Below are 24,000 nucleotides of genomic sequence, written 5' to 3' on the forward strand. Positions count from 1 at the left end.
GCCCCCGGGACGTCGGGGGACGGCGGTGTTTTCCACAGGCTTCGGCACGGGTCTTGACGTAGCCGCCGGGCATTGTCACATTCATCAGTGTCAAGTTACGGGCACGTACTGCATCCGACACGGGACGGACAGTGGCATGACCTCAGCAGTGGCAGGCGAACTCACCGCGGAGCTGCGGGGGTTCAGAGACGTGCAGCGGCTCGCCTACGACTGCGCGGAGGCGGTGGCGGCGCAGCTCAAGCCGGGCGTGACCGAGCGCGAGGCCGCGCGCATGCAGCGCGACTGGCTGCGGGAGCGCGGGGTGCGGGACTGGTTCCATCTGCCGTTCGCCTGGTTCGGCGACCGCACGGCCTTCGTCGGCTTCCGGGTGCCCCTGCAGTTCTTCCCCACGAACCGCGTGCTCGAGCCGGGCATGCCCTTCATTCTCGACATGGCTCCGGTGCACAGGGGCTTCACCGCGGACATCGGCTATTCGGGCTGTCTCGGCCCGAGCCCGCTGCACAGCAAGCTGCTCTCCGATCTCCAGGCACACCGCGAGCTGATTCTGCGCGAGGTGCGGGAGCGGCGATCGCTGCGCGAGATATACGAGGACGTGGAGCGCCTCATGGTCCGCCAGGGGTACGCCAACCGGCACCGCGCGTATCCCTTCGGCGTGATCGCCCACAAGATCGACCGAGTGAAGGACCGGCGCTGGTCACCGAGCCTCTTCGGCTTCGGCACCCAGTCGCTGAAGGGCCTCGCGAGCGACGCGCTGCACGGTCATCGCGACGGCTGGTCACCACTGTGGAGCCCATACAAGTTCTCCGACCACCCGCCCCGTCCGGGGCTCTGGGCGGTCGAACCGCACCTCGGATTCCGGGGCACGGGCGCGAAGTTCGAGGAGATCCTGGTGGTCACCGACTCCAGGGACCCCGAGCAGAGCGCGTTCTGGCTGGACGACGATCTGCCGCATGTGCGGCGCTGGGCGGAGGACGCGTGAGTCTCGAAGGGGCGCGGGAGCGCTGGGTGCGTACGGGAGGAATCGAGCTGTGCGTCGCCGAACTGGGCGACACCGACAGGCCGACGGTCCTCCTCGTACACGGATACCCGGACAGCAAGGAAGTGTGGTCCGAGGTCGCCGGACGGCTGGCCGACCGCTTCCATGTGGTGCTGTACGACGTGCGGGGGCACGGTCGCTCGACCGCGCCGACCCCGCTGCGCGGCGGCTTCACGCTGGAGAAGCTGACGGACGACTTCCTCGCCGTCGCCGACGCGGTGAGTCCCGGCCGGCCGGTGCATCTCGTCGGGCACGACTGGGGCTCCGTGCAGGGCTGGGAGTTCGTCACGCTGGAGCGCACAGAGGGGCGGATCTCCTCCTTCACCTCGATGTCCGGACCGTCGCTGGACCACTTCGGGCACTGGATCAAGAAGCGGATGAGCCGGCCGACCCCCCGCAGGGTCGGACAGCTCCTCGGCCAGGGCGCCAAGTCCTGGTACGTGTACATGCTGCATACGCCGGTGCTCCCCGAGCTCGCCTGGCGCGGACCGCTCGGCAGGCAGTGGCCGAAGATCCTCCGGCGCATGGAGAAGCCGGCCGCCGGCGACTACCCGACACCCTCGCTCCCCCAGGACGCTGCCCACGGCGCCTGGCTGTACCGCGACAACGTCCGTGCCCGGCTCCGCCGCCCCCGTCCCGACGCCTACGCCCACGCGCCCGTGCAGCTCATCACGCCGACCGGGGACTTCTTCCTGTCCGAGCGGCTCTACGACGACCTGGGCACCTGGGCACCGCAGTTGACCCGCCGGACGCTGCCCGCCCGGCACTGGATCCCGCGCACCCGGCCCGACCAACTGGCCTCTTGGATTGCTGAGTTCGTGACCCAGCACGAGGGCAGTCCGGCGGGCACGGCGGCGCCGGTGAGTGCGGCCAGGGGCGCCCACGCCGAGCGGTTCGGCGGACAGCTCGTCCTGGTGACGGGCGCGGCCAGCGGCATCGGACGGGCGACCGCCTTCGCGTTCGCCGAGGCCGGGGCCCGGGTCGTGGCCGTGGACCGGGACGCGGAGGGCGCGGCGAGGACCGCGGAGATGGCCCGGCTCATCGGGGCTCCCGAGGCCTGGGGCGAGGCGGTGGACGTCAGCGACGAGGAGGCGATGGAGAAGCTCGCCGACCGGGTCGCCACCGAGTACGGAGTGGTCGACGTCCTCGTCAACAACGCGGGGATCGGCCTGTCCGGCTCCTTCCTCCAGACCACGTCCGCGGACTGGAAGAAGGTCCTCGACGTCAATCTGTGGGGTGTCATCCACGGCTGCCGGCTCTTCGGGCGGCAGATGGCCGAGCGCGGACAGGGCGGCCACATCGTCAACACCGCGTCGGCCGCCGCCTATCAGCCCTCCAAGGCGCTGCCCGCGTACAGCACCTCCAAGGCCGCGGTGCTGATGCTCAGCGAATGCCTGCGGGCCGAGCTCGCGGGCAAGGGGATCGGGGTCTCGGCGATCTGCCCGGGCTTCGTCAACACCAACATCACCTCCACCGCGCGCTTCGCCGGCGTCGACGCGGCCGAGGAGCAGCGGCGCCAGAAGAAGTCCGCCCGGCTCTACGGTCTGCGCAACTACCCGCCGGAGAAGGTCGCCGACGCCATCCTGCGCGCCGTCGTACGGAACCAGGCGGTGGTGCCGGTGACGCCCGAGGCCCGCGGCCTTCGCTTCATGTCCCGTTTCACGCCCAGGACTCTGCGCGCGATCGCCCGGCTGGAGCCGCCGCTGTGAGCACCGAGGAGCAGACCGGTCACCATGCCATCACCCCGCGGCGGGTCTCGTTCGACTGGGACGGGACCCCGCTGCACTGGATACCCGACGAGCCCGTCGCCACCCATGTGATCAATGTGCTGCATCTGCTGCTGCCCGCCGGGGAGCGGTGGTTCGTCAAGGTCTTCAAGGAAGCCCTGCCGATGGTGTCGGACCCGGTGCTGCTGAAGGACGTCAAGGGCTTCATGGGGCAGGAGGCCACCCACAGCGTGCAGCACTCCCATGTGCTGGACCATCTGGCGGCCCAGCGGCTCGCCACCGAGGACTTCACCCGGCACGTCGACTTCCTCTTCGAGAAGCTCCTCGGCGAGACACCGCCGTTCAACGCACCGGTGCCGCCGCGGGAATGGCTGCGGTTCCGGCTCTCGATCATCGCGGCGATCGAGCAGTTCACCGCGGTGCTGGGCGACTGGGTGCTGCGAGCCGAAGGGCTCGACCGTGCGGACGCCGACGAGATCATGCTCGACCTGCTGCGCTGGCACGGCGCCGAGGAGGTCGAGCACCGAGCCGTCGCCTTCGACATGTACCAGCACTGCGGAGGCTCGGGGCTGCCACGCTACGCACGCCGCATCGAAGGCATGGTGGTCACCACCCCGGTGCTGCTGTGGCTGTGGGCCTGGGGCACGGCGTATCTCATCCGTCACGACCCCGAACTGGCGGGCCGGCTGCGCTACTCCCTGCGCGAGCACAACCGCGCGGTCGCCAGAGGGCTGCTGCCCACCTGGCGCGAGCTGGGCGCCGCGATACCCCGCTACTTCCGGCGGTCGTACCATCCCTCGCAGGAAGGTTCGCTGCGCAGGGCCGTCGACTATCTCGCGACCTCGCCGGCGGCCCGCGCCGCGGCGGGGGCGGTGGGCCGCGCCGCCCTGTCGTAGGCGGTCTGTCATCGAGGGAGCGGGCGTGTCCGAGCAGTCAGTCGCCGAGTACCGCATCGAGGATCTCGCGCACCGCAGCGGCGCCACGGTCCGTACGATCCGCGCCTACCAGGACCGCGGGCTGCTGCCCAAGCCCGAACGGCGCGGCCGGTCCAACGTCTACGGCTCCACCCATCTGGCGCGGCTGCGGCAGATCGCCGATCTGCTCGACCGGGGCTACACCCTGGCGTCGATCAAGGAGTTGCTGGAGGCCTGGGACGCGGGCCGGGGACTCGGCGGAGTGCTCGGGCTGGTCGCCGAGGTGCAGGGCCCGTGGACCGACGAGGAGGCGGCCCGGATCACCCGGGACGAGCTGAACGCCAAGTTCGGGGGGAAGCCGGACGATGCCGCGGTCGCCGAGGCGGTGGAGCTCGGGGTGCTGGAGGCCGTGCCGGGGCGGGACGACGAGTTCCTGGTCCCCAGCCCTCAGGAACTTGCTGTGGCGGCCGAGTTGCACGCGGCCGGGGTTCCGCTCCGGGCAATCTCCGGTCATCTGAGGGAACTTCGCGGCCAGGTGGAGCACATCGCTTCGCGTTTCCTGGAGTTCACCACCGAGCACGTCTTCGCCCGCTATCTCGGGCACCGGCCGCCGACCGACGCGAATGCGGCCGAAGCGGCGTCGCTGGTGCGACGACTCCGTCCGCTCGCACAGCAGACGGTGGATGCCGAACTGGCGCGCGCCATGCGTACGTTCGCCACCCAGCACCTGCAACTCCACCTGACGTCGGAGGGTCCTCTTCCCGTCGGCTCCGAGGCGCGTTCCGTCGCCCTGCCGACGGAGACGATCCTGGCCGTACAGGCCCTGGTTGGCGCGGAGCATGCGGCAGCGTTCATCACCGCGGCGACCGAACGGGAGCTTCAGGCAAGGACCTTGGATGCTCTGGCGTCAAGGACAGGCGACACCAGTGGACTTGGCCAAAGCACGTAAAACGAACAGGAGTTGTCCACAGAATCGTCAATTCCCCTGTGGATAACCACAGTTGGCTGTGGATCAAACATTCGCAGCGATTTTTCTGGGTGGCGGCGAGGGTGATCGGCCGGGCACGCTGACCGCATGAACGAAAGACCCGACAAACGATCCGACGGACGATCCGACAAGCGAGACCGATCCGACAAGCGAGACTCCGCGCGCGGACGGCCGGTCGCCGAGCCTGAGCCGTCCGGAGCCGAGCACGGCTCCGAGCCCGACCGGGGCGGCGCCGAGCCCGACGAGCGGCGCACCGTGAAGGTGTCGAAGTACCTCTCGAAGCATCTGCGCCATCAGCCGGAGCGGATCGGCATCACCCTCGACGAGAACGGCTGGGTGCCGGTGGACGAGCTGATGCGCGCCGCGGCCGCGCACCACTTCCCCTTCACCCGCGCCGAGCTGGACCATGTCGTCGCCGTCAACGACAAACGGCGCTTCACCATCGACGGCACACGTATCCGCGCCAACCAGGGCCACACGGTCGAGGTCGACCTGGACCTGCCCCCGGCCGAACCTCCCGCGTACCTCTACCACGGCACGGTCGCCGCGCATCTGGACGCGATCCGCGCCGAGGGCCTGCGTCCCATGCGCCGCCACCATGTGCACCTGTCGCCGGACCGCGAGACGGCGACGCGGGTCGGCGCGCGCCGCGGCCGCCCCGTCATCCTGTCCGTGGACTCCGGGGCGATGCACCGCGCGGGCCATGTCTTCCGCGTCAGCGCGAACGGCGTGTGGCTGGCGGAGGCCGTCCCGACCGAGTTCCTGCGGTTCCCCGGCGCGTAGTTCCGTGCGCTGCGTCCGGGGTGCGTGGATCCGGCGACGCTGTGCGCGTCAGCGCCGCAGCTGCGCGAGCCCCTCGGTCGCGATCTGCTCGAAGACCGCCTGGTCGGCGGCGAAGTCCGAGTCCGGGATCGGCGCGTGGATCGCGATCTCCGTGAAGCCCAGCTCGAAGTGCTTGCCCGCGAAGTCCACGAAGGCGTCGAGCGAGGTCAGCGGCGTCCCGCGGTCCGGTGTGAAGCCGGTGAGCAGGATCTTGTCCAGGTCCGCCACGTCCCGGCCCGCTTCCGCGCACGCCTTGCCGAGCTTGTCGATCTGCCCGCGGATCGCCTCGCGGGACTGCGCCGGAGTGCCCGTCTCGAAGATCTTCGGGTCGCCCGTGGTCACCCACGCCTGGCCGTGCTGCGCCGCGAGCTTCAGCCCGCGCGGCCCGGTCGCCGCCACCGCGAACGGCAGCCGCGGCCGCTGTACGCAACCAGGGATGTTGCGTGCCTCGACCGCCGAGTAGAAGAGCCCGTCGTAGGTGACGGAGTCCTCGGTCAGCAGCCGGTCCAGCAGCGGTACGAACTCGGCGAAGCGATCCGCCCTCTCCCGCGGGGTCCAGGCCTCCTGCCCGAGCGCCGTCGCGTCGAAGCCCATGCCGCCCGCGCCGATACCCAGCGTGACCCGCCCGCCGGAGATGTCGTCGAGGGAGATCAGCTCCTTGGCGAGGGTCACGGGGTGCCGGAAGTTCGGCGAGGTGACCAGGGTGCCGAGGCGCAGCCGGTCGGTGGCGGCGGCAGCGGCGGTCAGCGTCGGGACCGCGCCGTACCAGGGGCCGTCGCGGAAGGTGCGCCACGACAGGTGGTCGTAGGTGTAGGCGGTGTGGAAGCCGAGCTGCTCGGCTCGCAGCCACTCGTCACGGCCGCCGTCGTGCCAGGGACGGACAGGAAGGATCACGGTGCTCAAACGCATGCCTTCGAGCGTACGTGGCCCCGAGGACTCCTCCGCCCGGACCCGGGAACTGTGCTCCGTCCCGCCCCGGGGAAGTCCTCCGCCCGCCCGGATCACCCCGCAGCGCAGGGGGAAACCCGCGGCTCTTCTCGGAGAATCCCCCCGGTCACGCCCAGCTGCACTCAGATGTGCGCCCTGTCGCACGCACGTGCGCGGGCGTACGGGAGAATGGATCGGTGACCTCAGCTACCGATTCCTTTCCGCCCGTCGTCCCCCGGCTGATCGCCACCGACCTGGACGGCACGCTGCTGCGCGACGACAAGTCCGTCTCGGAACGCACCATCGCCGCCCTCGCGGCCGCCGAGGAGGCCGGGGTAGAGGTCTTCTTCGTCACCGGCCGCCCGGCCCGCTGGATGGACGTGGTCAGTGACCATGTCCACGGCCACGGCCTGGCGATATGCGCCAACGGCGCCGCCGTCGTCGATCTGCACGCGGGCGGGAAGGTGCTGGAGGTCCGGCCCCTGGAGCGGGACATCGCCCTCGACGTCGTACGCACCCTGCGGGACGCCGCCCCCGGGACCTCCTTCGCGGTCGAGACGACCGTCGGCATCCACTACGAGCCTCAGTACCCGCCGTTCTTCCTCGACCCCGGCGCGACCGTCGCGACCGCCGAGAAGCTGCTCCACGAGGAGGAGCCCGGCTCCGCCGCCCCGGTGATCAAGCTGCTCGCCCACCACCCCGATCTGACGCCCGACGGGTTCCTCACCCTGGCACGTACGGCCGCGGGCGATCGTGCGTCCTTCACCCGTTCCAGCCCGTCCGCGCTCCTGGAGATCAGCGGCCTGGGCGTGAGCAAGGCCAGCACCCTCGCGCTGTGCTGTGCCAACCGCGGGATCTCCTCCGACCAGGTCGTGGCCTTCGGTGACATGCCGAACGACGTGGAGATGCTCACCTGGGCGGGGACCTCGTACGCGATGGGCAACGCCCATCCGGACGTGATCGCCGCGGCTTCGGGGCGGACCGTGGCCAACAACGAGGACGGGGTGGCGGTCGTCATCGAGCGCATCCTGCAGAACCTCCCGCCCGAGGGCGTCTGAGCACGTTCGCGGCGAGGGCGTCCGGGGTGTCGATCCCGTGTCGAACCCCTTCCGCGTGAGGCGGCGGAGGGGCGTCACAGCCCGACGCCCCGCTCCGCCAGCCACGGCACGGGATCGACCCCCGAGCCCAGATGAGGCGTGAGCCGCACCTCGAAGTGCAGGTGCGGCCCCGTCGAGTTGCCCGTGGTGCCCGCCTGACCGATCCACTGCCCGGTGTGCACCTGCTGTCCCTGGTCGACGGCCAGGGACGCCAGGTGGGCGTACTGCGTGTAGTAGCCGCCCGGGTGCTGGACGATGATCTCGATGCCGAAGGCGCCTCCGCAGGAGACGGAGAGCACCCGGCCCGCCCCCACCGCGCGCACCGGCGCCCCGATGCCCACCGCGAAGTCCTGGCCCGTGTGCCCGCTCACCCAGTGCGACCCGCCGCTCCCGAAGCTTGCGGACAGCGCGTAGTCCTCCACCGGCGGGACCCACGCCGCCGCCGGTGGCGTGTCCTCGTCGACGGGTACGGCGCCCGCGCAGGTGCCGGCGGCCACGCTCCGGTCCGCCTCGCCCTGCAGCGTCCACTGCGCTGCCTCCAGCTTGGTCGCGATGCGCTGCTTGGCCGCGGCCAGCCCCGCCCTGCGGACGTCGAGGTCGTGCCAGGCGGCCCTGGCCCGCCGCTCGGCCGCGCTCAGCCGCTGCTCCGCGAGACGGGCCCGGTCGAGCAGCCGGCCCACGGCCTCCTCCGCCTGACGTGCGATACGCCGTCCTCGCAGCAGCTCGTCGGGGGTCTTCGACAGAAGCAGCCGCGCGGTGAACGTGAGCGATCCGCCGTTCCGGTACTGCGCGCGGGCGACCCCACCCAAGTCGTCGCGCAGGAGGCTCATCTCGCCCCGCTGCTGATCGAGCTGGTCCTGAAGCCTGCCGGCCGCGAGGCGCTGCGCCTCGGCGGCGCGTCTGCCCTTCTCGTACCCCGCGGTGGCGCGCGCCGCCTCCGCGTACAGCCGGGCCACTTCCGCGCTGATGCTGATGTCCGGGCCGTCGACGGGTGGCGCGGCCGGTTCCGGTGCGGCGGCGGGCGGCGCGGGCGGCTCCGGGTCGGCGGGCGCCACGAGAGCCGGCGCCGGAGGACCCGGGAGCACGGGAGCCGGGAGCAGGGGAGCCGGGAGCAGGGGACCCGGCAACAGGGGAGCGGGGATCGCGGGAACCGGCACGGTGGGCAGCGGCATCGGATCCACCGGTGTGCCCGCGGCCGGGGACGGAGTCGTCGTGAGAAGGGCACACAGCACCACCGGGACGAGCAGCAGCCGGTCACGGGGTCTCAGGCACATGTCCGGATCGTCACCCGGCGGGCGCGCGATTTGTGGTACCGCCGAGGTGTCGTACGGCCACCTGGCCCAGGATCCGGCCCGTTGCGCGGGACGGCCACAGCCACGCGGGGCTTGTCGCCTCGACCGTGCGACCGTGGCAAGGAGGCGAAGCCCGGCTACAGCGGTGCCTCCCAGAACACCGTCGTCCCGCGGCCGTCCTCACCGATCCCCGGGCCGCTGCGGCTCGTTCCGCCGAGGGCCTCGGCACGGCGGGCAAGATTGCGCAGCCCACTGCGCCGCCCACCCGCAGACATGCCCACCCCGTCGTCGGCGACGGTCAGCCGGACACCGTCGGAGCCGTCGTCGAGTGCCACGGTCGCATCGACGACGACATCGATACGGGTCGCCTCCGCGTGCCGGAAGGCGTTCGACAGCGCCTCGCGCAGCGCCGCGATCAGGTTCTTCGCGGTGAGCTCGCCGACGACCGAGTCCACGGGGCCGCGGAAGCGGTGGCCGGGCCTGAAGCCGAGAGGGACGGCCGCCATGTTGATCTCCCGCAGGACCCGGGTGCGCAGCCCGGACGGCACCTCGGCAGGGCCCTGTTGCAACGCGAAGATGGCGGTGCGGATCTCCTGGATGGTCACGTCCAGTTCGTCGACCGCCTTGCCCACGCCCTCCTGCACCGCGGGCACGACCGACCGGCGCTGGGCGCTCTCCAGCATCATCCCGGTGGCGAACAGCCGCTGGATCACCAGATCGTGCAGGTCGCGGGCGATCCGGTCGCGGTCCTCGTACACCGCGAGCCGCTCCCGGTCCCGCTGGGCCTCCGCCATCATCAGCGCCAGCGCGGCCTGTGAGGCGAACTGTGCGGCGAGCGTCCGTTCCGCCTCGCTGAACGGCCGGGCCCCGCGCGCCCGGGGAGTGGCGAGCGCCCCGAGCACCCGTCCCCCGCTGCGCAGCGGCAGCAGCATGCTGGGGCCGAAGCGCCCCGTCATCCGGGTGAGCAGACGCGGATCGGTGGCCGCGTCCGTGACGAAGACCGCCTCGCCGGCCAGCAGTTGGGCCACGACCGGGCTCTCCGGCGGTAGGACGATGCCGAGGGATGTCGCGGGGTGGTCGGAGGCCACGGCGACGATCTCCAGTCCGCCTTCGCCGGCCGGCAGCAGCACGATCCCGGCGGCGGCCTCGGCGAGCTTTCGGGCCTGCTCGGCGACGACGGCCAGCGCGTCGTCGGCGTCACCGCCGGAGAGCAGGGCGGTGGTCACGGCGACCGAACCGTCGATCCAGTGCTCCCGCTGGCGTGCCGCTTCGTAAAGGCGAGCGTTTCCGATGGCGATGCCGGCCTCGGTGGCGAGCACGCGCACCATGTGGAGGTCCTCGTCGTCGAAGTCGGCTCCGTTCCTCTTCTCCGTCAGATAGAGGTTGCCGAAGATCTCGCCCTGGACGCGGATGGGAACGCCGAGGAAGGAACGCATCGGCGGATGTCCCGGCGGCAGTCCGGTGAAGCGCGGATCGGACGTGAGATCGGTGAGCCGTACGGGGGCGGGCCCGTGGATCAGTGCACCGAGGAGCCCGTGCCGGCCGCCCGGCGGATGCCCGATCCGCTGGGCCACCTCCTCGTCGGCGCCGTAGGTCACGAAGTCGGAGAGGCCTTCGCCCTCCTCGTCGACGACGCCGATGGCGGCGTAGCGGGCGTCGGCGAGTTCGGCAGCGGTCTTGCAGATCCGGTCGAGCGTGGAGTGCAGTTCGAGTCCGGTGCCGACGGACCGCATGGCCTCCAGCAGCTGCGGGACCCGGGCCGTGAGCTCGGTGGACAGGCCCTGGAGGCCGCGGGTCGCCTGTGCCGCGGCTTCGGCGGGGTCCCTCGATTCCTGCGGCTCGGGCTCGGTCATGACCTTGAGCGTAGTTAGCCGCGTTTGTGAGGGAAAGTTGCCGTCTGCCGGGATCAGACCCCTGCCGCCGCCACCCGGGTGCCGAGCAGATCCGCCGCCCGCTCCCGCTCCACCATCCGGCGCAGCGGACCGTCCACCGCCGCGATCTCGGCGTACGGGCCGCGCTGCACCACCCGGCCGTCCTCCAGGACCACGACCTCGTCCACGGCGTCGAGCCCCTGGAGCCGATGCGTGATCAGCACCGTGGCCGCTCCTCGCAGCGTGCGGTCCTCGGTGGCCGCCAGGAGGTCTGCCGTCAGCGCGTCGGCGGTCACCAGGTCGAGATGCTCGGCCGGCTCGTCCAGTACGAGGACCGGGAAGTCGGCGAGCAGCGCGCGGGCCAGGGCCAGGCGCTGGCGCTGGCCGCCGGAGAGCTGGGCGCCGTGTTCGCCGACGAGGGCGTCCATCCCGTCGGGCAGGGCGTCCACCCACTCCAGCAGTCGGGCCTCGGCCAGTGCGTTCCGCAGCTCATCCTCCGTCGCGCCGGTGCGCGCCAGCCTGAGGTTCTCCCGTACGGAGCTGTCGAAGAGGTGGGCGTCCTGCGCGCACAAACCGACGAACTGCCGGACGGTGTCGCCGTCCAGTGCCGCCGCGTCCACACCTCCGATCGTGTAGGTCCCGGCCTCGGCGTCGAGGAATCGGAGCAGGACCTGCGCGAGGGTGGTCTTGCCCGACCCCGACGTTCCGACGACGGCGACCCTCGTCCCCGCGGTGATCGTGAGATCGATGCCGGTGATCGCGTCCCGGTCCTGACCGGCGTGCCGGGCCCGCAGTCCGCGCACGTCGAGCGGAAAGGCCGTCGCGGGGGCCTGCGCCGGGTGTTCCGGTTCGTGTACGGGGACCGGCGCGTCCAGCACCTCGTACACGCGCTCGGCGCTGCGCCTGACCCGCTGCCGGTACTGCACGGCGAGCGGGAGCCCGGTCACGGCCTCGAAGGCGGCGAGCGGAGTGAGGACCACCACGGCGAGCGACACCCCGTCGAGGCGTCCCTCCCGTACCGCCTGCACCCCGGCGAACGCGGCACACACCACGGTCAGTCCGCAGGCAAGCGCGGAGAGCCCGGCGCCGAGCGCGGTGGCCGCGGCTCCTCGTGAGGCGATCAGGGTCAGCCGCCGGTCGGCCGCACGCGTCCCGTCGACCCGGCCCTTCAGGGCCCCGGCGACGGTCAGTTCTGCGGTTCCGCGCAGCAGGTCGGCGACGCGGGTGGACAGTTCGCCGCGGGCGGGGGCGAGTTGCCGCTCCGCCCGCCGTGCGACCCGGCCACTGATCAGGGGCACGAGGACGCCGGCCACGAGCAGTCCGACGGCGAGCACCGCTCCCGCCTCGGGGAGCAGCCAGGCGGTGAAGCCGACCGAACCCGCGCCGACGACGAGGGCCACACCGGCCGGCAACAGCCAGCGGAGCCAGTAGTCCTGCAGGGCATCGACGTCGGAGACGAGGCGGGACAGGAGGTCACCGCGCCGGCTCTGCCGCAGGCCCGCCGGTGCGATGCGCTCCAGGCGCCGGTAGACGGCGACGCGCAGTTCGGCGAGCATCCGCAGCACGGCGTCGTGGGAGACGAGCCGCTCGGCGTACCGGAAGACGGCCCGGCCGATGCCGAAGGCGCGGGTCGCCGTGACGGCCACCATCAGATACAGGACCGGCGGCTGTTCCGAGGCTCGCGAGATGAGCCAGCCGGAGACGGCCATGAGCCCGACGGCGGATCCCAGCGCGAGAGCGCCGAGGAGCAGCGCCAGCCAGAACCGGCCGCGCAGGTTCCCGGCCGCTCTGCGCACCCGGGCGAGCGGGGCACCACCTACTGCGGACTCGCCGTTCATGGAGTCCGCGAGCCGGCAGGGATCGGCGCCCGGTTCCCCTGCCGCGGCCGCATGCACGCGGCGGGGCGGCTGTTCGGACCTGACCCCGTCCGGGGTTCGGCGCGTGAGCGTGACCACGCGGTCGGCCACCGACAGAAGCGCCGGCCGGTGGACGACCAGGACGACGGTGCGTCCCTCGGCCAGCCGTCGTACCGCGTCGACGATCGCTTCCTCGGTCTCCCCGTCCAGGGCCGCGGTCGGTTCGTCGAGCAGCAGCAACGGCCGGTCCGCGAGAAACGCCCGGGCCAGCGCGAGTCGCTGCCGCTGACCGGCCGAGAGTCCTGCGCCGTCCTCCCCGAGCACGGTCGCCGCGCCCTCGGGGAGCGCGCTGACGAAGTCGTACGCCCCGGCGTCCCGCAGCGCGGCCGTCACCGCGGCGTCATCGGCGTCCGGCCTGGCCAGGCGTACGTTCTCCGCGATCGTTCCCGCGAAGAGATGGGGACGCTGCGGCACCCAGGCGATCTTCTCGCGCCATGAGTCAGGGTCGATGTCCCCCAGGTCCACCCCGCCGATGCGCACCCGGCCCTGAGCCGGTTCGACGAAGCCCAGCAGGACGTCGAGCAACGTCGACTTCCCGATGCCGCTCGGCCCCACCAGCGCGACGGTCTCGCCGCTCTCCACGACGAGCGATGCCGAGTCCAGGGACGCCTCGCTGCGCCCGGCATGACGGACGGTCACCTTGTCGAACTCGATCCGCAGGGTGCCGGGCACCTCCGCGTGACCGGCCGGTCGTGGCTCGGTCTCCAGGACCCGGAAGATCTCGTCCGCGGCGGACAGCCCTTCGGCCGCCGCGTGGTACTGCGCTCCCACCTGCCGGATCGGCAGATACGCCTCGGGCGCCAGGATCAGGATGACCAGGCCGGTGTACAGGTCCAGGTCCCCATGCACCAGGCGCATGCCGATCCCGACGGCCACCAGAGCCACCGAGAGGGTGGAGAGCAGTTCCAGCGCGAAGGAGGAGATGAAGGCGATCCGCAGGGTCCGCAGCGTGGCCCGCCGGTACTCGGCGGTGATGGACCGGATCGACTCGGCCTGCGCCTTCGCCCGCCCGAAGACCTTCAGGGTCGGCAGACCGGCCACGACATCGAGGAAGTGACCCGACAACCGCGACAGCAGCCGCCACTGACGGTCCATCCGCGTCTGGGTCGCCCAGCCGATGAGCACCATGAACAGCGGGATCAGGGGGAGCGTCCCCACGATGACGGCTGCCGAGACCCAGTCCTCGGTCACGATCCGCGCCAGTACGGCCACCGGGACCACGACGGCGAGGCCGAGCTGGGGCAGATAGCGGGAGAAGTAGTCGTCCAGCGCGTCGACTCCGCGGGTGGCCAGGGCGACGAGCGACCCGGTCCGCTGACCGCTCAGCCAGCCGGGACCGAGTTCAGTGGCCCGTGCCAGCAGCCGGCCCCGCAGCTCCGACTTCACGGCCGCGCTCGCCCGGTGTGCGGCGAGTTCGGTCAGCCAGGAGACCAGGCCCCGGCCTGCGGCGACCGCCGCGAGCAGCGCCAGCGGAATCATGAGGCCGGAGGGCGCCATGCCGTCCTGGAAGGCACCCACCACCACCTCGGCGATGAGCATCGCCTGGGCGACGACCAGCGCCGCCCCGACCAGGCCGAGGAGTACCACCGCGATCAGAAAGCGACGAGTGGCTCGGGCGTAGCGGAGCAGACGCGGGTCGATCGGTTTCACGTGAAACATCCCCCACTAGTGAGCATCGGCGATGTGGTGCGTACCGATGCGCTTGCGGAACACCCAGTACGTCCAGCCCTGGTAGAGCAGCACCAGCGGTGTGGCGATGCCTGCGCACCAGGTCATGATCTTCAAGGTGTACGGGCTCGACGAGGCGTTGGTGACCGTCAGGCTCCAGTCCTCCTGGAGCGAAGAGGGCATGACGTTCGGGAACAGTGTCAGGAAGAGCATCGCGACCGCGGCCACGATGGTCACACCCGACCACGCGAACGACCATCCCTCGCGTCCCCGGGCGATCGCCACGACGGCCGCGACCAGCGCCACCACCGCGACGATCATCGCGACCAGGCTGGTGCCATCGCCGCGCGAGACCTGGGTCCAGCCGAGAAAACCGAGCGCCAGGGCGGCTGTGACCAGGCCGAGCTTGAGAGCCAGCGACCGGGCCCGGACCCGGATGTCCCCCACGGTCTTCAGTGCGGTGAAGACCGCGCCGTGGAAGGTGAACAGCGTCAGCGTCACCAGCCCGCCGAGGATCGCGTACGGGTTGAGCAGGTCGAACAGGGTGCCGACGTACTCCTTGTCGCCGTCGATCTTCACCCCGCGCACGATGTTGCCGAAGGCCACACCCCAGAGCAGAGCCGGCAGCAGCGAGGTCCAGAAGATCGCGTGCTCCCAGTTGCTCTGCCAGAGCGCCTCGTCCCGCTTGTGCCGGTACTCGAAGGCGACCCCGCGCACGATCAGACAGACCAGGATCAGCAGCAGCGGCAGATAGAAGCCGGAGAAGAGCGTGGCGTACCACTCGGGGAAGGCGGCGAAGGTGGCTCCGCCCGCGGACAGCAGCCACACCTCGTTGCCGTCCCAGACCGGCCCGATGGTGTTGATGAGCACGCGCCGCTCGGCCCGGTTCCTGGCCAGCAGCTTGGTCAGGACGCCGACTCCGAAGTCGAAGCCCTCGAGGAAGAAGTAGCCGGTCCACAGGACGGCGATGAGTACGAACCAGACGTCGTGAAGTTCCATGCCTCAGCAGCTCCTCAGGGCTCAGTACGAGAAGGCCATCGGCCGGTCGGCGTCCTGGTCGTCGCCGCCGATCTTGGTGGGCGGGTTGAGGTCGGCCTCGGTGAGCTCGGGCGGTCCTGCCTTCACGTACTTCACCAGGAGCCTGACCTCGATCACCGCGAGGATCGCGTAGAGCGTCGTGAACGCGATCATCGAGGTGAGCACCTCGCCCTGCGATACGCCCGGGGAGACCGCGTCCCGTGTGCGCAGCACCCCGTAGACGACCCACGGCTGCCGGCCCATCTCCGTGAAGATCCAGCCCCAGGAGCTGGCGATCAGCGGGAAGGCCATGGTCCACAGCGCGACGACCCAGTACCAGTTGGTGAACCGCGGGTTCAGCGCCTTGTTCTTGAAGAGCACCAGATGGGGCACCTCGTCCTCACCGGTCCGCAGCCCCGGCGACAGCAGGAACTTCTTCCGGGTGAGCCAGAGGCCGATCGTCCCGATGGCCAGGGACGCCATGCCGAAGCCGATCATCCAGCGGAAGCCCCAGTAGGCGACCGGGATGTTGGGCCGGTAGTCCCCCGGCCCGAACCTCTCCTGCTCGGCCTTGTTCACGTCGTTGATGCCCGGGACGTACGAGGTGAAGTCGTCGTTGGCCAGGAAGGACAGCAGTCCCGGAATCTCGATGGCGACCTTGTTGTGCCCCTTCTCCACGTCGCCGTAGGCGAAGACCGAGAAGGGCGCGGGCGCCTCGCCCTCCCACAGCGCCTCGGCGGCGGCCATCTTCATCGGCTGCTGTTTGTACATGACCTTGCCGAGCAGATCGCCGCTGACCGCGGTGAGCATCCCGGAGATCATGATCGTGATCAGGCCGAGCCGCAGCGAGGTCCGCATCACCGGGATGTGCTTCTTGCGTGCCAGGTGGAAGGCCGCGATGCCGGCCATGAACGCGCCGCCGACGAGGAAGGCCGCCGTGATGGTGTGGAAGAACTGGGTGAGCGCGGTGTTCTGGGTCAGCACCAGCCAGAAGTCGGTGAGTTCGGCCCGTCCCCGCTCCTTGTTGATCCGGTAGCCGACCGGGTGCTGCATCCAGGAGTTGGCGGCCAGGATGAAGTAGGCGGAGAGGATCGTGCCGATCGAGACCATCCAGATGCAGGCCAGGTGGATCTTCTTCGGCAGCTTGTCCCAGCCGAAGATCCACAGACCGATGAAGGTGGACTCGAAGAAGAACGCGATCAGCGCCTCGAAGGCGAGGGGCGCACCGAAGACATCGCCGACGAAGCGCGAGTAGTCGGACCAGTTCATACCGAACTGGAACTCCTGGACGATGCCCGTCACGACACCCATGGCGATGTTGATCAGGAACAGCTTGCCCCAGAACTTGGTGGCCCTGAGGTACTTCTCCTTCTGCGTCCGGACCCAGGCGGTCTCCAGGCCCGCGGTGAGCGCGGCCAGCGAGATCGTGAGGGGGACGAAGAGGAAGTGGTAGACGGTGGTGATGCCGAACTGCCAGCGCGCCAGCGTTTCCGGCGCCAGAGCAAGCTCCACGACGTCATCTCCTTACAGCATCGGCAGGGTCGAGCGGCCGTTTGTCCTGTTAATCCCGCCGATCATGGGAGGAACGGGACTAGCTTGTGAACGCGTTCACATTCACAAGCATTATGGCGCATGTACCGCTCGCACTGTCGACCGGGGGGTACCCCTTTCGGAAAGAACCCCCATGAGCACCGGGCTCATGGGGGTTCTGCCGCTCCGAAACGGCGCCGAGCAGAGGGCGTGCAGGCGCTACATCTGCGCGCGGAACGCGTCCGCGGTGTGCAGGAAGATGTCGTTGGCCTCGGACTCCCCGATCGTGACCCGCACACCCTCGCCCGGGAAGGGCCGCACCACGACACCGGCCTGCTCGCACGCCGCCGCGAAGTCGACCGTCCGCTCGCCGAGCCTCAGCCAGACGAAGTTCGCCTGGGTCTCGGGGACGGTCCAGCCCTGCTTGACCAGGCTCTCGTACACCCGCAGTCGCTCGCTCACGAGGGAACCGACCCGGCCGAGCAGCTCGTCCTCGGCCTGCAGCGAGGCGACGGCCGCGTCCTGCGCCAGCTGCGTCACACCGAAGGGCACCGCCGTCTTGCGCAGCGCCGCGGCCACCGGCTCCTGGGCGACCGCGAAGCCGACCCGCAGCCCGGCCAGCCCGTAGGCCTTGGAGAAGGTCCGCAGCACCGCCACGTTGGGGCGCTCGCGGTAGATGTCGATGCCGTCGTGCACCTCGGGGTCGCGGATGAACTCGCGGTACGCCTCGTCCAGCACCACCAGAACGTCCGACGGCACCCGGTCGAGGAACCGTTCCAGCTCGGCCCGGCGGACCACCGTGCCGGTCGGGTTGTTGGGGTTGCAGACGAAGATCAGCCGGGTCCGGTCGGTGACCGCGCCGGCCATCGCGTCCAGGTCGTGCACCTCGCCGCTGGTCAGCGGCACCTCCACCGGCGTCGCCCCGCTGATCCGGGTGATGATCGGGTACGCCTCGAAGGACCGCCAGGCGTAGATGACCTCATCGCCCGGGCCGGAGGTGGACTGCAGCAGGGACTGGGCGACACCCACCGAACCGGTGCCGGTCGCCAGATGCGACAGGGGCACCCCGAAACGGTCCGAGAGCTCGTTCATCAGGCCGGTGCAGGCCATGTCCGGGTATCGGTTGAAGCTGTGGGCCGCGCCCGTCACGCGCTCCATCACCCCCGGAAGGGGCGGATACGGGTTCTCGTTGGACGACAGCTTGTACGCGACGGGGCCGCCGGCCGCCGCGGGCCTGCCCGGCTTGTACGTGGGGATGCCATCCAGCTCGGCGCGCAGCTTGGGGCTCGTCTCGCTCACCGCAGGTCCTCCTCGAGGAGTCCGTCACATCGGAACCAATACTCCTCACCTTATGAGGATTCCCGGCCGGTGCGAATGGCCGCCCGGAAAAGGGGGGAGCGCGCACTTTCCTGGCGTGCGCCTGTGGCTCACTCCGTAGCGCGCATCACCCGTAGTGGTGAGTTGAGACCTCTTCGAAACATGAGCCATTCGGCAGGCCGATGCCGCCGGACGCCCGAGACGCTGTTGCCCGACCCGTCAACTGCCTCGGTTTCCAAGGGAGTTGGTGGCTTATGATCTTGCAGAAACGTGCCTGTCAACTCAGGCATATGCGACCGGCTCAACCGCCCGCCCGAGCCCTACTATCGGCTCGCCATGACAGCAGCAGGGAAGCACCAGGTGAGCCGGACGGACACATCCCGCCGGGGCAGCCGGCAAGGTCGTGCAGGCATTCGAGACGTTGCCGCCGCAGCCGGTGTCTCCATCACGACTGTCTCCGACGCGCTCAACGGCAAGGGCCGGCTCCCGGACGCCACGCGCCGGCACGTCCGCGAGGTCGCAGACCGGCTGGGCTACCGCCCCTCCGCGGCGGCGCGCACGCTCCGCACCGGTAAATCGGGCCTCATCGGCCTGACCGTCACGACGTACGGGGATGAACCTTTCACCTTCACGGAATTCGCGTACTTCGCCGAGATGGCCAGAGCCGCGACCTCCGCGGCACTCGCCCGCGGCTATGCCCTCGTGATCCTTCCGGCGACATCCCGCCACGACGTGTGGTCGAACGTCGCCCTGGACGGCACGGTGGTCATCGACCCCTCCGACCACGACCCGGTGGTCACCGAGCTCGTCCGCCAGGGCCTGCCCGTGGTCTCCGACGGCCGCCCGGCAGGCACCCTGCCGGTCACCGCCTGGGTCGACAACGACCATGAAGCCGCCGTACTCGATCTGCTCGACCATCTCGCCGACGCCGGCGCCCGCCGTATCGGGCTGCTCACCGGCACCACCACGGACACCTACACGCGCCTGTCCACGACCGCGTATCTCAACTGGTGCGAGCGGGTCGGCCAGGACCCGGTCTACGAGTCCTACCCCGCGCACGACCCGTGTGCCGGCGCCGTCGCAGCCGACCGGCTGCTCGCGCGGCCGGACCGGCCGGACGCCGTCTACGGCCTCTTCGACCCCAACGGCACCGATCTGCTCGCCGCCGCCCGGCGGTACGGACTGCGCGTCCCCGAGGATCTCCTGCTGGTCTGCTGCAGCGAGTCGACGGTGTACGCCACGACCGAGCCGCCCATCACCACCCTCTCGCTGAAGCCGCGCAGGATCGGCACGGCGGTCGTCCAGCTCCTCATCGACGCCATCGAGGGAATCGACGAGGACCGGCCGGTCGAGCAGGTGATACCGACCGAACTGATCGTCCGGACGTCCTCGCAGCGACGTAATCCGCGGACGACGGTGAGCGCACCGCGTTCCCCCTCACCGGACTAGACCTTCCGAATGGGGACGAAACGACCGGCGTGCCAGGGGTGCGGACGGATTCACCACCCCTGGTGCGTCACAGAGCGCGGACCTCATTCCTATGATGGGCGCACGACACCGCGGACCACCCCGACCAGGCTGGGCCGAGAGGTGAACGGCGGCGCGACGGTGGTGGAGGGGTCGATGACTCAGGGGGCCGGTCAGGGACCCGTGGTGCGTACGGAGACATTGCGTGATTTCCGTGTCCCGCCTTACGCACAGGTGCCCGTGCAGTCACAGTCGCCCCATGGGCAGGGGCAGCCTCCGGAGATGCCCGCCGAGGCGCCTTCGGGGACACACGCTCAGCACGCCTATGTGCCGGCCCAGGGGCAGGCGCCCATGAGCCGCGAGGAACAGCCGCCCCCGCAGCCCGCCGCGCCGTCCTCGCACCCCGGCAACGCGGTGCCCGAGGACGAGATGCCGGACGGGTACACCCCCACCGCGCGCGACCTCCCGGTGATCAGGGCAGGCGGTCCGGGCGACACCGTGCAGGTGCACGTCGATCCGGAGGAAGCCGCCGCGGCCGAAGACGGCCTCGGTCCGCTCTATGTCGTCGGCGACGTCCACGGCTATCTCGACGAACTCGTCGCCGCCCTCACCGCGCAGGGCCTCATCGACACCGAGGGCAACTGGTCCGCGGGCAACGCCCGTCTGTGGTTCCTCGGCGACTTCACCGACCGCGGGCCCGACGGCATCGGCGTCATCGACCTCGTCATGCGGCTGTCCGCGGAGGCCGCGGCCGCCGGCGGCTACTGCAAGGCCCTGATGGGCAACCACGAACTGCTGCTCCTCGGCGCCAAGCGGTTCGGCGACACCCCCGTCAACTCCGGTGCGGGCACCGCCACCTTCCAGGCCGCCTGGCTGCTCAACGGCGGCCAGAAGTCCGACATGGACCGGCTGCAGGACGTCCATCTCCAGTGGATGGCCCGCCTCGACGCGGTCGTGGAGGAGGACGGGCACCTTCTCCTGCACTCCGACACGACGGCGTACCTCGACTACGGCTCCACGATCGAGGACGTCAACGACACCGTCCACGCGATCATCACCCGTAATGACGCCGACGAGTGCTGGGACGTGTTCCGCAAGTTCACCAAGCGCTTCGCCTTCCGCGACGACGGCGGCCCCGAGGCCGTCCGCCAACTGCTGGGCACATACGGGGGCACGCGCGTCGTGCACGGCCACAGCCCCATTCCGTATCTGCTCGGCGAAGTGGGCACCGAGGACGGCGAGGACGGCGCCCGTCCGGTCGTCGAAGGGCCGCATGTGTACGCCGACGGGCTCGCGATCGCCATGGACGGCGGCGTGACCATGGCCGGAAAGCTGCTTGTCGTGCAACTTCCGCTGCCCAACTGAGCAGAGCACGACAGGCGATTTACTGAAACCCCCTGTCACCCCGTGCCGTAACCGCTCTACCATCGGCTTATCCGTAGCAGGCTCTCCTCCGTTTCCGCCCAACTGCCCGGTTCGCCCGGTCAATCCGGCCCTACGGAGCATCGGGGGATGCACATGAACAGCGCTCCGCACCTGCTGACCGAGGACCGCGCCGAGTACGAGCGCATCCTCGACGACGCGCTGCGCAACGCCCATGACCGTCCGGACCTCGCTGCCGTGGGGCAGCGACTGAACACCGAACAGCTGCGCACGATGGCACTCAACGCGACGGCGCTGATCACCACCGCCGCCGCGGCCGAGTACGAGCACTACACAAAGATCCGCGAGGAGATGCGCGCCCCCAAGGCCGCCGCGTCCGTACGTCATTCCGTGCTGGCGCCGGTCACCGGCGAGGCCGCAGCCGAGAGCGGTGCGGGCTTCGCGGCCGTCATCGCCGTGCTCGCTCCGGTGCTCGCCGGTACGGCCGCGCTGATATTCCTGCTCGTCGGCTACATCCTGAAAGCGCTCAGCCCGACAGCCGCGTTCGCGCAGACCCTGGTCTCGGCGGGCTGGTTCTTCGGGGCTCTCACGGCGGCCGCGATCCTGGTGGCCGCGGTGGCCCTGCTGCTCACCGCGCTGCGCAACGGCGCGACGCAGGTGCCCGCGGAAGAGGTGACCGGTGAACTGCCCGACGAGGTGGCACGTGCCAAGGACGCCTGGCGGCACGCCCTGCTCGAACGGGGCCTGCTGCCCTTCCTGCGGGCGGCGCTGGCGGACCCCAGCGCCGACCCGACGTCGAGCAAGCCGCCGCGACCGGTGAGCCGTATCCCCAAGGTCGGCTACAGCGGTCCGGACTACTCGAGCCCCGCCGAGGGCTCGACGGCGGGCCAGCGGCCCACGTTCACCAGTCCGGACTTCACCAGCCCGGATTTCGGCGGACCCGAGCACCAGCCGGAGTGATCCCCGAGGCGCGCCCCGCGAAAGCGGGAGCGCGCCTCGGACACCTCGGACGTACGACCTCGCGGATACGGGAGGACCGCGGGTCAGAGAGCCGCGGGGCTCACTCGGCGATCGGCAGGTACACCCGGTTGCCGGCGGCGGCGAACTCCTTGGACTTCTCCGCCATCCCCTCCTCGATCTCCTGCTGCGAGTCGCCGTGCCGGCGCCGGATGTCCTGCGAGATCTTCATGCTGCAGAACTTGGGCCCGCACATGGAGCAGAAGTGTGCGGTCTTCGCCGGCTCGGCGGGGAGCGTCTCGTCGTGGAACTCCCGCGCCGTGTCCGGGTCGAGAGCCAGATTGAACTGGTCTTCCCACCGGAACTCGAAGCGGGCGTCCGACAGTGCGTCGTCCCACTCCTGCGCGCCCGGGTGGCCCTTGGCCAGGTCCGCGGCATGAGCGGCGATCTTGTAGGTGATGACGCCGGTCTTCACATCGTCGCGGTTCGGCAGGCCCAGGTGCTCCTTGGGCGTGACGTAGCAGAGCATCGCCGTACCCCACCACGCGATCATCGCCGCTCCGATACCGGAGGTGATGTGGTCGTACGCGGGAGCGACGTCCGTCGTGAGCGGGCCGAGCGTGTAGAACGGCGCCTCCTCGCAGATCTCCTGCTGGAGGTCGATGTTCTCCTTGATCTTGTGCATCGGGACGTGACCGGGTCCTTCGATCATCGTCTGCACGTTGAAACGCTTGGCGATCGTGTTGAGCTCACCGAGGGTGCGCAGCTCCGCGAACTGCGCCTCGTCGTTGGCGTCCGCGATCGAGCCGGGCCGCAGCCCGTCACCGAGGGAGTACGTCACGTCGTACGCGGCGAGGATCTCGCACAGTTCCTCGAAGTTCTCGTAGAGGAACGACTCCTTGTGGTGCGCCAGGCACCAGGCGGCCATGATCGAGCCGCCGCGCGAGACGATGCCCGTCTTGCGGCGGGCGGTGAGCGGGACGTACCGCAGCAGCACGCCCGCGTGGACCGTCATGTAGTCCACGCCCTGCTCGGCCTGCTCGATGACCGTGTCCTTGTAGATCTCCCAGCTGAGCTCCTCGGCCCTGCCGTCCACCTTCTCGAGAGCCTGGTAGAGCGGCACGGTGCCGATCGGCACGGGGGAATTGCGCAGCACCCATTCGCGGGTGGTGTGGATGTTGCGGCCGGTCGAGAGGTCCATGACCGTGTCCGCGCCCCACTTGGTGGCCCAGGTCATCTTCTCGACCTCTTCCTCGATGGAGGAAGTGACCGCGGAGTTGCCGATGTTGGCGTTGACCTTCACCAGGAACCGCTTGCCGATGATCATCGGCTCGATCTCGGGGTGGTTGACGTTGGCCGGCAGAACCGCACGGCCGGCCGCGATCTCCTCGCGCACGACCTCGGCCGGCACGTTCTCGCGGATGGCGACGTACTCCATCTCCGGGGTGATCTCGCCCCGGCGCGCGTACGCGAGTTGCGTCACCGCCTTCCCGTCCCGGCCCCGGCGGGGCTGGCGTGGGCGGCCGGGGAACACCGCGTCGAGATTCCGCAGCCCGCCGCGCGGCGAGGTGTGCTTGATCCCGTCGTCCTCGGGCCGGACGGGACGGCCCGCGTACTCCTCGGTGTCGCCGCGGCCGATGATCCAGTTCTCCCGCAGCGGCGCCAGGCCGCGGCGGACATCGGTCTCGACGGTGGGGTCGGTGTACGGCCCGGACGTGTCGTACAGCGTGACGTCCGTGCCATTGGTGAGGTGCACCTGGCGGACGGGCACCCGGAGGTCGGGGCGCGAGCCCTCGACGTATCCCTTGTGCCAGCCCGGCGTGCGCTCCGCCTGGTCGGCGGCAGGCGTGCGTGCATCCTGAACGGTCATGAGACCTACTCCCTACGCCGGCATTACCCGGTAACAGGTTCGGCGGTCGACGCAGCGGCTTCCGTCCGACGGTGTTTCACGTGAAACACCACTGGGACGAAGGTCAGCGCCCTCTCAGCCCGGTGCTCCGAGCTCCCGCGTGTGCAAAGGTGCCTCCACGCTAGCGTCATGTCTGGCGCGCTGAACAGAGGCCCCCAACCG

Annotated in this window: 16 protein-coding genes and 1 pseudogene; 9 read left to right on the top strand and 8 right to left on the bottom strand. The window is 70.4% G+C overall.

What is annotated here, in order from left to right; genetic code table 11:
- The first annotated feature begins 136 nt into the window (after positions 1 to 136).
- The 5 genes and pseudogenes from OHA05_RS17820 to OHA05_RS17840 form a co-directional block, all read left to right on the top strand.
- Complete coding sequence (locus OHA05_RS17820; RefSeq protein ID WP_313945370.1) at positions 137 to 979, top strand: M24 family metallopeptidase; 843 nt, start codon at positions 137 to 139, stop codon at positions 977 to 979.
- Entirely contained in the window at positions 976 to 2,745 is a 1,770-nt protein-coding gene (locus tag OHA05_RS17825; protein WP_328861133.1) for an SDR family oxidoreductase, read from the top strand. The genes OHA05_RS17820 and OHA05_RS17825 overlap by 4 nt, the downstream gene beginning before the upstream one ends.
- Positions 2,742 to 3,659 carry a metal-dependent hydrolase gene (locus OHA05_RS17830; protein WP_328861134.1) on the top strand — a complete coding sequence of 306 codons (918 nt, stop codon included), beginning with the start codon at positions 2,742 to 2,744 and terminating at the stop codon, positions 3,657 to 3,659. The genes OHA05_RS17825 and OHA05_RS17830 overlap by 4 nt, the downstream gene beginning before the upstream one ends.
- 10 nt (positions 3,660 to 3,669) lie before the next feature.
- Positions 3,670 to 4,626, top strand: coding sequence for a MerR family transcriptional regulator (locus OHA05_RS17835; protein WP_443043837.1), 957 nt, complete (start codon positions 3,670 to 3,672; stop codon positions 4,624 to 4,626).
- 279 nt (positions 4,627 to 4,905) lie between these two features.
- Positions 4,906 to 5,448, top strand: a pseudogene (locus tag OHA05_RS17840) (RNA 2'-phosphotransferase); the annotation flags it as partial.
- A 48-nt stretch (positions 5,449 to 5,496) separates the two neighbouring features.
- On the opposite strand, the gene OHA05_RS17845 reads toward OHA05_RS17840, so the two are convergent.
- A complete protein-coding gene (locus OHA05_RS17845) occupies positions 5,497 to 6,396 on the bottom strand; it encodes an LLM class flavin-dependent oxidoreductase (protein ID WP_328861136.1) in 900 nt (299 codons plus the stop codon).
- A gap of 215 nt (positions 6,397 to 6,611) precedes the next feature.
- Between OHA05_RS17845 and OHA05_RS17850 the strand changes: the two genes are divergently transcribed.
- Positions 6,612 to 7,472 carry a Cof-type HAD-IIB family hydrolase gene (locus tag OHA05_RS17850; protein ID WP_328861137.1) on the top strand — a complete coding sequence of 287 codons (861 nt, stop codon included), beginning with the start codon at positions 6,612 to 6,614 and terminating at the stop codon, positions 7,470 to 7,472.
- Positions 7,473 to 7,546: 74 nt separating this feature from the next.
- Here OHA05_RS17850 and OHA05_RS17855 read toward each other — a convergent pair whose 3' ends face one another.
- The 6 genes from OHA05_RS17855 to hisC form a co-directional block, all read right to left on the bottom strand.
- Positions 7,547 to 8,785 (bottom strand): M23 family metallopeptidase, encoded by a 1,239-nt coding sequence (locus OHA05_RS17855; RefSeq protein ID WP_328861138.1) that lies wholly within the window; start codon positions 8,783 to 8,785, stop codon positions 7,547 to 7,549.
- 155 nt (positions 8,786 to 8,940) lie between these two features.
- A complete protein-coding gene (locus OHA05_RS17860; RefSeq protein WP_328861139.1) occupies positions 8,941 to 10,656 on the bottom strand; it encodes a sensor histidine kinase in 1,716 nt (571 codons plus the stop codon).
- A gap of 53 nt (positions 10,657 to 10,709) precedes the next feature.
- On the bottom strand, positions 10,710 to 14,240 hold the full coding sequence (gene cydD / locus OHA05_RS17865) for a thiol reductant ABC exporter subunit CydD (RefSeq protein ID WP_328861140.1): 3,531 nt from the start codon (positions 14,238 to 14,240) through the stop codon (positions 10,710 to 10,712).
- A 15-nt stretch (positions 14,241 to 14,255) separates the two neighbouring features.
- Positions 14,256 to 15,257, bottom strand: a complete 1,002-nt coding sequence (gene cydB / locus OHA05_RS17870; RefSeq protein WP_313945361.1) for a cytochrome d ubiquinol oxidase subunit II — start codon at positions 15,255 to 15,257, stop codon at positions 14,256 to 14,258.
- Between the two features lie 21 nt (positions 15,258 to 15,278).
- The gene (locus OHA05_RS17875) at positions 15,279 to 16,787 is read right to left on the bottom strand and encodes a cytochrome ubiquinol oxidase subunit I (protein WP_328861141.1); all 1,509 of its coding nucleotides are present in this window, start codon (positions 16,785 to 16,787) and stop codon (positions 15,279 to 15,281) included.
- Between the two features lie 237 nt (positions 16,788 to 17,024).
- Positions 17,025 to 18,104: a histidinol-phosphate transaminase gene (hisC, locus tag OHA05_RS17880; RefSeq protein ID WP_313945359.1), complete on the bottom strand. Its 1,080-nt coding sequence runs from the start codon at positions 18,102 to 18,104 to the stop codon at positions 17,025 to 17,027.
- A 354-nt stretch (positions 18,105 to 18,458) separates the two neighbouring features.
- Here hisC and OHA05_RS17885 point away from each other — a divergent pair, with 354 nt between their 5' ends.
- The 3 genes from OHA05_RS17885 to OHA05_RS17895 all read left to right on the top strand — a co-directional run bounded on the left by OHA05_RS17885 (position 18,459) and on the right by OHA05_RS17895 (position 21,932).
- Positions 18,459 to 19,571 carry a LacI family DNA-binding transcriptional regulator gene (locus tag OHA05_RS17885; protein ID WP_313945358.1) on the top strand — a complete coding sequence of 371 codons (1,113 nt, stop codon included), beginning with the start codon at positions 18,459 to 18,461 and terminating at the stop codon, positions 19,569 to 19,571.
- A 174-nt stretch (positions 19,572 to 19,745) separates the two neighbouring features.
- Positions 19,746 to 20,954 (top strand): metallophosphoesterase, encoded by a 1,209-nt coding sequence (locus OHA05_RS17890; protein ID WP_313945357.1) that lies wholly within the window; start codon positions 19,746 to 19,748, stop codon positions 20,952 to 20,954.
- Between the two features lie 147 nt (positions 20,955 to 21,101).
- Positions 21,102 to 21,932: a hypothetical protein gene (locus OHA05_RS17895; protein ID WP_313945356.1), complete on the top strand. Its 831-nt coding sequence runs from the start codon at positions 21,102 to 21,104 to the stop codon at positions 21,930 to 21,932.
- A 100-nt stretch (positions 21,933 to 22,032) separates the two neighbouring features.
- On the opposite strand, the gene thiC is transcribed toward OHA05_RS17895, so the two are convergent.
- Complete coding sequence (thiC, locus tag OHA05_RS17900; RefSeq protein WP_327682448.1) at positions 22,033 to 23,799, bottom strand: phosphomethylpyrimidine synthase ThiC; 1,767 nt, start codon at positions 23,797 to 23,799, stop codon at positions 22,033 to 22,035.
- Positions 23,800 to 24,000 lie beyond the last annotated feature (201 nt).

Origin of the sequence: Streptomyces sp. NBC_00306, assembly GCF_036169555.1 — a bacterium.
Taxonomy (GTDB): domain Bacteria; phylum Actinomycetota; class Actinomycetes; order Streptomycetales; family Streptomycetaceae; genus Streptomyces; species Streptomyces achmelvichensis.